Below are 9,658 nucleotides of genomic sequence, written 5' to 3'. Positions count from 1 at the left end.
GGACAAACCCAATCATCTGGTAAATCCTCAAATTTTGTACCTGGTTTTATACCATTATCTGGATCTCCTATTTTTGGATCATAAACATATCCACATACCCTGCAAACATACTTTGTCATTTTTTTCTTCCTCCTTTTGTTTTTTATTTTGTTTATCAACCTCACCACTATAAGTTGGTGCATTCTTTGGTGAAAAACCTCCTTTTACTTTATGATAAAATTCATAGGTCATTGGTATTTCATCTGTTAGTATATCACAGTCCTCAACCTGACCGATAAATATTGTGTGAGTACCAACATCTATTTTATCAATTAATCTAACTTCGATATAGGCAATAGTGTTATCTAGAACGATTGGTGCCTGATTTTTACCAAGCTTGTATTTAACATCTTTGAATTTGTCTATGTCTCTACCTGATTTGAACCCGAATGTTCCAATGAAATTCATAGGTGTTTTTTCTGATAAAACCGATATTGTGAATGCTTTGCTTTCTTCTATGAACTCGTGTGTAAGGTTTTTTTTGTTTATGCTTACTGCGATTGTTTGTGGTTCAGCTGTAACTTGGAACAAAGCGTTTGCTATTTGGCCGTTTATCTTTTTTCCTTTTTTTGAGCAAACAATGTATAGTCCATATGATATCTTGTGTAGTGTTTTTGGGTTCATTTTTTTCCTCTTTTTAAGCAATCCTTACAGATACCTTTTATGTAACCATGAACTTCTTCAATTTTGTGACCATATTTTGACATCTTTTCTATATTTGGGCAGGCTATATCTATATCTATTATTTTTCCGCATTTTTTACATAAGAAGTGATGGTGCATACCTGAAAATAAGTCATATCTTGATTCGGAACCAGATATTGTTATCGATTGTATAATTCCATGTTCATTAAGGGTTTCTAATGTGTTGTATATTGTTGTTTTGGAGAGAGATGGATTATTTGATTTTAGGTCTGAGAAAATTTTTTCAGCGGTGGGATGGATGGGATGTTCTTCTAGATATTTTAGAACAATCAGCCGCTGAGGTGTGATCTTTATGTTGTTTTCTTTTAGTAGTTTCACGTGTTTATCCAAATAATCCACCTTTATTTTGTAACAATTACTAATTTGTAATTATTACAATTTAGTATGTAATACAGATTGCCTATATAAAGTTTTTTACTCTCCCAACACCAATCCAGATCAACAAGAACTGTGCTCAATAGCTCCATTTGGGCAAGCATTAACACAAGCACAACACTCTATACACTCACCCAAATTCTTAGCAACTGCTTTACCATTTTTAACCTCAAATATCTCAACTGGACAAGCAGTAACACACTCACCAGCACCTATACATTTATCATAATCAACTGTTATTTTTATATTTCCTTCCTCAAATACTTTCTTCATCGCTTTCTAAAACCCCCATTGAATTGAGATATGGTAAAAACATAATACTATTTTAGAGTTTTCTTTTACGAAAAAATGTTTTTCGAAGATTTTTTGAATAGTAAACTGTTTCATTAAAAATAAGGGTAGAAAAATTTGTTTTCTCCGAAAACAGGTTGTGAAATGATTATGAATCAAAATGAAAAAGGGAACGGCGAACTCGTAGGGTGGCATGACCCTGATGAAAACCGCCAATGGATTCTGAACAATAAACCAAGAAGTCTAGATGATAAAACAATGACCATAAAGGATGCGGTTTCTAAGTTTGTAAAAGACGGATGTTTCATTGCTATGGGCGGATTTGGGCACGTCCGTGTTTCTATGTCAATTGTTTATGAGATCATAAGACAAAAAAAACATGATCTAACAATGGCAGGTAAAACAGCTGTCCATGACCTTGATCTCCTAGTTGGATCAGGATGTGTAAACAAAGTAGAGGTTGCCTATTCTTTTGGTCATGAGCTACGCGGTTTATCACCTGCATCTAGACGGGCTGTTGAAACAGGTAGATGTAAGATTGCTGGTGAGATAAGTAACGCTGGTTATCAATGGCGTTTTCTCGCTGCTATGATGGGGCTACCATTTATTCCAACTAGGGTTATGCTTGGTACAGATACTTTCAAACATAGTTCCGCTAGAATTATGAAGGACCCTTTTAGTGGTAAAAGTATTTGCATTCTACCTGCTTGTTACCCTGATGTAGCGGTTTTACATGTACCTAGATGCGACAAATATGGGAATGCGCAAATCGATGGAATTATGGTTGAGGATTTTGAGTTATCTCGTGCTGCGCGACGTGTTATTATCACAACTGAGAAAATCATCGAAAACAAAAAAATAAGGAGTGAACCGCATAAAACAGTCATACCTTTTTATCTTGTAGATGCAGTTGTTGAAGTACCTTTTGGTGCTCACCCATGTCAGATGCCATATGAGTATTTTTTTGATGAGGAACATATTGGTGAATGGTTGTCATTATCAAAAACAGATGATGGTGTAAGAGAATATCTGAAAAGATATGTTTTTGATGTGAAAGATTTCAAAGAATATCTGGAAATTGTTGGTGGATCTAAAAAACTTAAACTCCTGAGAAGGATTGAGAGATTAGAAGAACCCATGAGTGCACCATGGATACAGAAAAAGGATGAAAAGAAATCAGAGCCTTATTCGTCCACAGAACTGCTCGCATGTGTAGCATCTCATATGCTTGAGGACAAGAAATCTGTTTTTGTTGGTACAGGTTTACCGATGATTGCTGCTATGCTTGCACAGCGTACACACGCACCAAACCTGTTGTTGTTTTTCGAGGCAGGCGGCATAGGACCTGAGATCCCTGTTTTACCGATTTCTGTTGGTGACTCGCGGACATTTCACATGGCTGTTGCAGCATCTAGTATGCATGACTCTATGTCGATGGCACAAGCAGGTTATATTGACTACGGTTTTCTAGGTGCTGCGCAGATAGATAAACATGGGAACATAAACACAACTGTGATAGGATCATACGATCATCCAAAAGCAAGACTACCTGGTAGTGGTGGTGCGAATGATGTGGGCACGCTTTGTAACAAAACCATCATTATAATGAGGCAGGATAAATATAGGTTTGTTGAAAAGGTTGATTTTCTTACAACACCTGGTTACCTTGATGGTTTTGATTCAAGAGAAAAAAATGGTCTGCCTAGAGGTAGTGGGCCTTATAGAGTTATTACACAGCTTGGCGTCTATGATTTTGATGATGAAACAAAGGATATGAAATTGATATATATTCATCCTGGTGTCACAGTTGATCAGATCAAAGAAAACAGTGGGTTTGAAATTATTATACCAGAAAAGATTACTTTTACTAAACCACCTACTGACAAAGAATTGAAGATACTGAAGAGTATAGATCCTGCTGGTATGGTAATAGGAAAATAATAGAGTTTATACGGCAAAAAACGAAAACATTTTTCAATTGATTTTGTATTACTTATCTTGAGTGAGACGGGGATAATAAAAATTTTTCGTCTCTTGACGAAGAGAGGTTAGACATATGACAAGAAAAGTTTGTGTTGTTGGTGGGGCAACAACTCCTTTTGACTATGGCCCTACAGGTTTTGAAACTATTGAGGGTGGAGCAGCTGAATGTGTTAAAGAAACACAGAGAGACATACCAGATTTTTCTCTACGCGATTTGGATCTGATGATTTATTCGCATTTCTCTGTGCATTTTGGACATCAACTGGCACCTGAGTGGATTATTCATGATCACCTTGGTCTTGTTGGTTTGCCTCATTACCGTGTTGAAAACGGTGGTAACACAGGCGGATCTGCTTTGTATGCTGCTGCACTTGCTGTAATGTCAGGTCATCATGACGTGGTTGGTATTATCGGCTGGGAGACAATGGATTCGGTTTCACAGTCGCAGGGTAGCGAGTTTATCGCTATGGCATCTGATACTCGTTATGAGTTGATGGTTGGTGGTATCTACCCAATATATTATGCTGCTATGGCTAATAAATGGATGAAGGACAATAAGGTTACTGAGGAGGATGTTGCGACTATCGCTGTTAAAAACAAGAACAATGCAATGGACAACCCGAAGGCTCAGTGGTATAGAAACGAACATAGGTATATCACAGTTGATGATGTATTGAACTCTAAGTTGATTTCTTATCCTATAAAAAAATATGATTGTTGCCTTATGTCGCGTGGTGTTGCTTTTGTTCTTGTTTGTTGCGAGGAATATGCTAAGAAGGTTAACCCTGATGGTTATGTAACCATCGATGGTATGGGGCTTTCTAGTTGTACTATCCGTGCGGGTGACAGGTTGAATAACCCTACTTGGGCTGAGCGTTATGGCCCTGGTTATCCTGAGATGACTGAGTTTGGGGCTTGTCGTTGTTCAGCGGAGCAGGCATATAAGATGGCTGGTATAGAAAACCCTTTGAAGGAAATTGATTTTGGTGAGATACACGATGCTTTTTCTACTTCTGAGGCGCAGATATACAAGGCTTTAGGGCTTGCGAATACAGATAATATTGCTCAGTTTATCCGCGATGAACAAACACATTTGCATGGTAGTATTCCTATGAATCCTGGTGGTGGGCTTATTGGTTATGGTCATCCTGTTGGTGCAACTGGTTTGATGAGTACTATAGAGTGTTTCTATCAGTTATCTGGTTTGATTCCGAAGAAGCATCTTAGCAGGAAAACCGAGGTACCTGATGCAATGTGTGGTATTGTGAATAGTCATGCTGGTACAGGGACTAGTATATCCAATTTTATTTTAAGGAGGCATTAATGATGGAGCAGGTGGTTTTAATGAAAAACAAAAATAATAAGAAAAAATTTGCTTATGAACCAAAGTTCACAGAGAGGAAGGATTACAGGCCTGAGGGTGTTAAAGAAACAGGGTTGGTTTTTGTTGGCCATGAGATATCAGAGGATAGAACAGTTATGAACCAGTTCCTTCACTACGACCAACTTTATACTATTAGACATGGTTGGAACAGTAAATTCTTCATTGGTTTACTTGAAGGCAAAATAATGGGTACACGTTGCCCAAAATGTGGTGACACATGGGTACCTGTTCGTACACATTGCTGGAACCTTAACTGTAAACTTGAGAGAACCGAATGGGTTGAGATGCCACTTACTGCGAAGGTTCATACTTGGACTGTAGCTGGTTGGAGTGGTAGATCATCTCTGAAACGGCTACCTATTGTTTTAGTATATGCGATTATCGGTGATAGCAAGGTTGCTATAGCTAATGAGTTACATGGAATTAACCCATGGGATGTGGAATTTGGTATGCCTCTCAAGGTTGTTTTTAAACCAAAGGAACAACGAGTGGGTGCTGTTACAGATTTCCATTTTGAGCCGGCTGATGGTTGGAAACCATCGCCTATGACTGAGGAGAAAGAGAGGATTAAAAAACTTGTTGAACCTGTGTATGAGTGGGTTAAGACACTAAAATAGAGTTGATAAATAAAGTTTAAAACACCTCTATGTTTATTAGTTTCGATGGATTACGTTTCAGGAGAAATACTTACAAACAAGGGTTTTGAAAAAGGGTACGTAGGTTTTGAAAAAAACAAGATAGTTGAAACAGGTAAAGGTTCTCCACCTAAAAAACCGGTTTGTACTGGTTTGATAACACCGTCTTTTGTTAACGCTCATACACATATTGGTGATTCTTTCATAAAAAAAAAGGATATTGATCTACCAAGAAAAGTTGAGGAGCTTGTTGCACCACCACATGGTCTGAAGCATAGGTTGTTAAAAGAGGCTACTGAGGAGGAGATAATAGCTGGTATGAGAGATTCTATCGAAACCATGAAAGCTGGTGGTGTTTCTTGTTTCTGGGATTTCAGGGAAACCGGTATAACTGGTGTATCTCAGCTTAGAAAATCTCTGAAAAACACTGGTGTTTCTTCTTTGATTTTATCGAGACCAAAGCATCTAAATTATGATCCTGAGGAGGTTAGTTTTTTGTTGGAAAACTCTGATGGTATAGGTCTTAGTAGTATCTCTGACTGGGATTATTCTGAGCTTGAAAAGGTTGCTAGGCACACTAAAAAAGAGAATAAGATTTTTGCTTTACATGCTAGTGAGAGAAAGAGGGAAGATATTGATTTGATTCTTGGTTTGAAACCTGATTTTTTAGTTCACATGGTTTTTGCTACAGAGAGTGATCTAGAGCGTGTTAAGGACGATAATGTTCCTGTTGTGGTTTGTCCTAGATCGAATATGTTTTATTGTTTGAAGCCTAATCTTGGTTTGTTGAAAAAACAGGGTGTTGATTTGTTGATTGGGACTGATAACGCTATGATTAGTTCGCCTAGTGTCTTGGATGAGATCAGGTATATAAAGACTATTTCAAATGAGTTTTCAACCGAAGAATTATTGACTATGGCTACATATGGTGCACGGAAAGTTTTAAATGTAGATGATAGCATTCCTGCCCCAGATTCCACAACAGGTATTGTTGTGTTAGATAAAGAATCATTTAAACCTTTATATATTATGATATAATAAAAAAAAGAGAGGGATAAATTGTGAAAATTGAAGAAGTGATGTCAACTGATTTGATTGTTGGTTATGTTCCTGGGACTGTGAAGGATGCTTTGAAGATACTTGCTAAGCATAATGTTTCTGGTATGCCTATTTTGAAGAGGGGTACAAAAAACGTTGTTGGGGTTGTTACTAGAACCGATATTTTTAGGAATGCTGATGAAGAACAGCTTGCTTTGATTATGAGTGACAAGGTTTTTATGGTTGAGAAGGACCAGGATGTAAAAGTTGCTGCTAAGCTGCTACATCAGAATAGGATACATGGTTTACCTGTTGTTAACAAAAGAAAACAGATTGTTGGCATCATTAGCCCCACTGATATTTTGAAGATTTTATCTGATAGAAAAAGGGAGGTTGTTGAGAAGTATTACACAAACATGGTTGTCCCTGTTTATGAGGAAACACCAATAAACATTGTTATGGAAATCATAAATATAACAAACGAAAACGCTCTACCAGTTTTAAACGACAGTCTTAAACTAGCTGGTATTGTCAGTGATGGTGATTTATTTAAACTCAGCCATATAAAAGAGAGTGTTTCACGTTCTGATATGGGTATTGGTGATGACGAAGATCAGTGGACCTGGGAGGGTATAAGAGATACTATACGGCTTTATTATTCTACATCAAAGGTTGATTTACCTAATGTTGCTGTGAAAGAGGTTATGGTAAAAAATGTTATAAAAGCATTCAAAAACACGCCTGTTTCCGAGGTTGCACAAAAGATGATAAAAAACAACATAAGCCACGTACCTGTTGTTGATGAGAACGAGAGGCTCGTTGGTATGATAACTGATATTGATCTAATGGCCTGCATGTTTTAAATCCCATTAAAACATTCTAATTTTAACCAACTAATTTATTTGGAGAGAAGATTAGGTTTATGCCGTTGGATATCCACGATAAAATAATGATGATGGCTAAGCGAAGAGGTTTCATCTACCCCTCTTTTGAGATCTATGGTGGTGTAGCAGGTTTTTATGATTACGGACCCCTTGGTTCACAGCTTAAAAACAACATCGAAAATATCTGGCGTAAATATTATTTGTTAAAAGATAACTGCATTGAAATAAACACTCCGACTGTGACGCTTTTTGAGGTTTTAAAAGCATCCGGTCACGTGGATGAGTTCACTGATGTAACTGTGGATTGCCAGAAATGTAAAACATCATACAAGGTTGAGGACATTATTGACAAAACACTGAGTGTTGAGCAGGCTTTAAAAGAAGGTAAAGTGATATGCCCTAGTTGTGGTAATAAACTAAGTGATCCTCATGATGTAAATCTTATGTTTTCCACTAGCATAGGAGTCAACGATGGCAGGAAGGCTTTTTTACGACCTGAGACTGCGCAGGGTATTTTCACAAACTTCCACCTGTTGTATAGGTATGCTAGGGAGAAGCTACCCTTCGGTGTTGTACAAATCGGCAAAGGTTACAGGAATGAGATTTCACCGAGGCAGAGTATTATAAGACTACGTGAGTTTAATATGGCGGAGGCAGAAGTTTTTTTTGATCCAAATGATAAAAAACACCCAAATTTTGATAGTGTTAAAAACAAAGAGTTGTATCTTTTTGATAACAAGAAGGAAATGAAACTTTCTTTAGAAAAGGCTGTGAAAAACAAGGTGATCAACAACCAAGCACTTGCGTATTATATGTATGTTACACAAGATTTCCTGTTAAACCTTGGTGTAGACCCAAAGAAGTTTAGATTCAGGAAACATGTACCAGATGAACTAGCTCATTATGCTACTGAGTGTTGGGACGCAGAAATTTTTAGCGAACGTTTTGGCTGGGTAGAATGCGTTGGTATAGCTGATCGATCTGCATATGACCTTGGTGCCCATATAGAATCATCTGGGACAGACATGTATGCTCTAAGGAAATACGATGAGTCTAAGGTTGTTGATGTAAAAAAGGTTGTTCCAAAGATGGATAAACTAGGTCCTCTTTTTAAAGACAAAGCCGGTAAAATAAAAGAGCTTTTAGAAAAAATTGATGCGAAAGATGCTAAGAAAAATTTGTCTATGGTTTTAGATGGTAAAACTGTTGAGATACCATCTGACTGCTATGAGATAAAACAGGTTAAGGAGAAACGTTTTGGTGAAAAATTTGTTCCCCATGTTATAGAACCATCTTATGGTATCGACAGGATTCTGTATTTTGTTCTAGAGCATAACTATGTTGAGACAAAGAAAAAAGATGAGGAATACACTTTGCTTAGGCTTAATCCATTGGTTGCCCCTATAAAAGTTGGTATATTCCCACTTGTTGGTGACGAGAAACTTGTTAAAATAGCTAAGGAGATAGATGCTAGTCTTAGAAACGCGGGTGTAACTACGTATTATGATGATAGTGGAACTATTGGTAGAAGATATGCAAGGATGGATGAGATAGGTACACCGTTTTGTATAACTGTTGATCATGATACATTAAATGATAAAGCTGTGACTATTAGGGATCGTGATACAACAGAGCAAGAGAGAATAAAGATAAATGGTTTAGTGCAATATTTTGAAAAAAAGTTATCTTAAAAAAATAAAGAAAGAGTGTTTTTTAAATCTTTGTAACTCTCAGATTTCCGCATGATTGGTTTCATTTGTCATTTGTGAAATCTTCTAATATTACTCGATCTCGGTGCCTTTAAGATGTACACGAACTCCTAGGGCATCTATACGCCAATCAAAATTTGCATCTGCTCGTAGATAAAGGCATTCTATCTGGAATTCACTTCCTGGTTCAAGATCAAAAAGCCAATTATCAAAAATCAGATCAAGGATACCAGCAAATGGGCCAGTAAACCACCCTTTCTGAACCCATCCATACTCCGCTATTCCACTTATATTTACTCTATACCCACGATAAGTATGTTCTTTAATTTTATGCCATTTTGCTTCAACTGTTACGGGTCCATCAGGACGGATCCTAATACTTGCCAGCGGAATAATTATATCAATAGGTTTAGTTTCACTCTTCAAAGTTTTATTAACCTCTGTTGGTGATTGATTTGAACCAGCTGATAAAGCACTTACTCCTATAAACAATGCAATAATAAACATTGCTAAAATTGTCTTATTCATTCTTTTATCATCCTCCTCCGCCTGTTTTGCTATAATATTGTGACACCGACGGCGTGCCACAATAACCGTATGTTCAAATTTTGCCATC

General features: G+C 37.2%; 11 protein-coding genes. 6 read left to right on the top strand and 5 right to left on the bottom strand.

Annotated elements, in window-relative coordinates:
• The 4 genes from QHH19_05440 to QHH19_05425 all read right to left on the bottom strand — a co-directional run.
• Positions 1 to 119: rubredoxin (locus QHH19_05440; protein MDH7517769.1), on the bottom strand; the 119-nt coding region annotated here is incomplete at its 3' end.
• The gene (locus QHH19_05435) at positions 79 to 663 is read right to left on the bottom strand and encodes a flavin reductase family protein (GenBank protein ID MDH7517768.1); all 585 of its coding nucleotides are present in this window, start codon (positions 661 to 663) and stop codon (positions 79 to 81) included. The genes QHH19_05435 and QHH19_05440, both read right to left, overlap by 41 nt.
• Positions 660 to 1,073 (bottom strand): Fur family transcriptional regulator, encoded by a 414-nt coding sequence (locus QHH19_05430; protein MDH7517767.1) that lies wholly within the window; start codon positions 1,071 to 1,073, stop codon positions 660 to 662. Before QHH19_05430 ends, QHH19_05435 begins: the two co-directional genes overlap by 4 nt.
• Positions 1,074 to 1,181: 108 nt before the next feature.
• On the bottom strand, positions 1,182 to 1,391 hold the full coding sequence (locus QHH19_05425; GenBank protein MDH7517766.1) for a 4Fe-4S binding protein: 210 nt from the start codon (positions 1,389 to 1,391) through the stop codon (positions 1,182 to 1,184).
• A gap of 168 nt (positions 1,392 to 1,559) precedes the next feature.
• On the opposite strand from QHH19_05425, the gene QHH19_05420 reads away from it, so the two are divergent.
• From QHH19_05420 to glyS, 6 genes are all read left to right on the top strand, one after another.
• Complete coding sequence (locus tag QHH19_05420; GenBank protein MDH7517765.1) at positions 1,560 to 3,350, top strand: CoA-transferase; 1,791 nt, start codon at positions 1,560 to 1,562, stop codon at positions 3,348 to 3,350.
• Between the two features lie 115 nt (positions 3,351 to 3,465).
• A complete protein-coding gene (locus tag QHH19_05415) occupies positions 3,466 to 4,716 on the top strand; it encodes a thiolase domain-containing protein (GenBank protein MDH7517764.1) in 1,251 nt (416 codons plus the stop codon).
• On the top strand, positions 4,716 to 5,393 hold the full coding sequence (locus QHH19_05410) for a hypothetical protein (protein MDH7517763.1): 678 nt from the start codon (positions 4,716 to 4,718) through the stop codon (positions 5,391 to 5,393). Before QHH19_05415 ends, QHH19_05410 begins: the two co-directional genes overlap by 1 nt.
• 45 nt (positions 5,394 to 5,438) lie before the next feature.
• Complete coding sequence (locus tag QHH19_05405; protein MDH7517762.1) at positions 5,439 to 6,449, top strand: amidohydrolase family protein; 1,011 nt, start codon at positions 5,439 to 5,441, stop codon at positions 6,447 to 6,449.
• A 23-nt stretch (positions 6,450 to 6,472) separates the two neighbouring features.
• Positions 6,473 to 7,312 (top strand): CBS domain-containing protein, encoded by an 840-nt coding sequence (locus QHH19_05400; protein ID MDH7517761.1) that lies wholly within the window; start codon positions 6,473 to 6,475, stop codon positions 7,310 to 7,312.
• Between the two features lie 59 nt (positions 7,313 to 7,371).
• Complete coding sequence (gene glyS / locus QHH19_05395) at positions 7,372 to 9,024, top strand: glycine--tRNA ligase (GenBank protein MDH7517760.1); 1,653 nt, start codon at positions 7,372 to 7,374, stop codon at positions 9,022 to 9,024.
• A 90-nt stretch (positions 9,025 to 9,114) separates the two neighbouring features.
• On the opposite strand, the gene QHH19_05390 is transcribed toward glyS, so the two are convergent.
• Positions 9,115 to 9,658: hypothetical protein (locus QHH19_05390; protein MDH7517759.1), on the bottom strand; the 544-nt coding region annotated here is incomplete at its 5' end.

The sequence above is a fragment of the Candidatus Thermoplasmatota archaeon genome (assembly GCA_029907305.1).
GTDB lineage: Archaea > Thermoplasmatota > E2 > DHVEG-1 > DHVEG-1 > JARYMC01.
The sequence above is the reverse complement of the archived record's forward strand: the minus strand, read 5'-3'. Positions and strand labels throughout refer to the sequence as shown.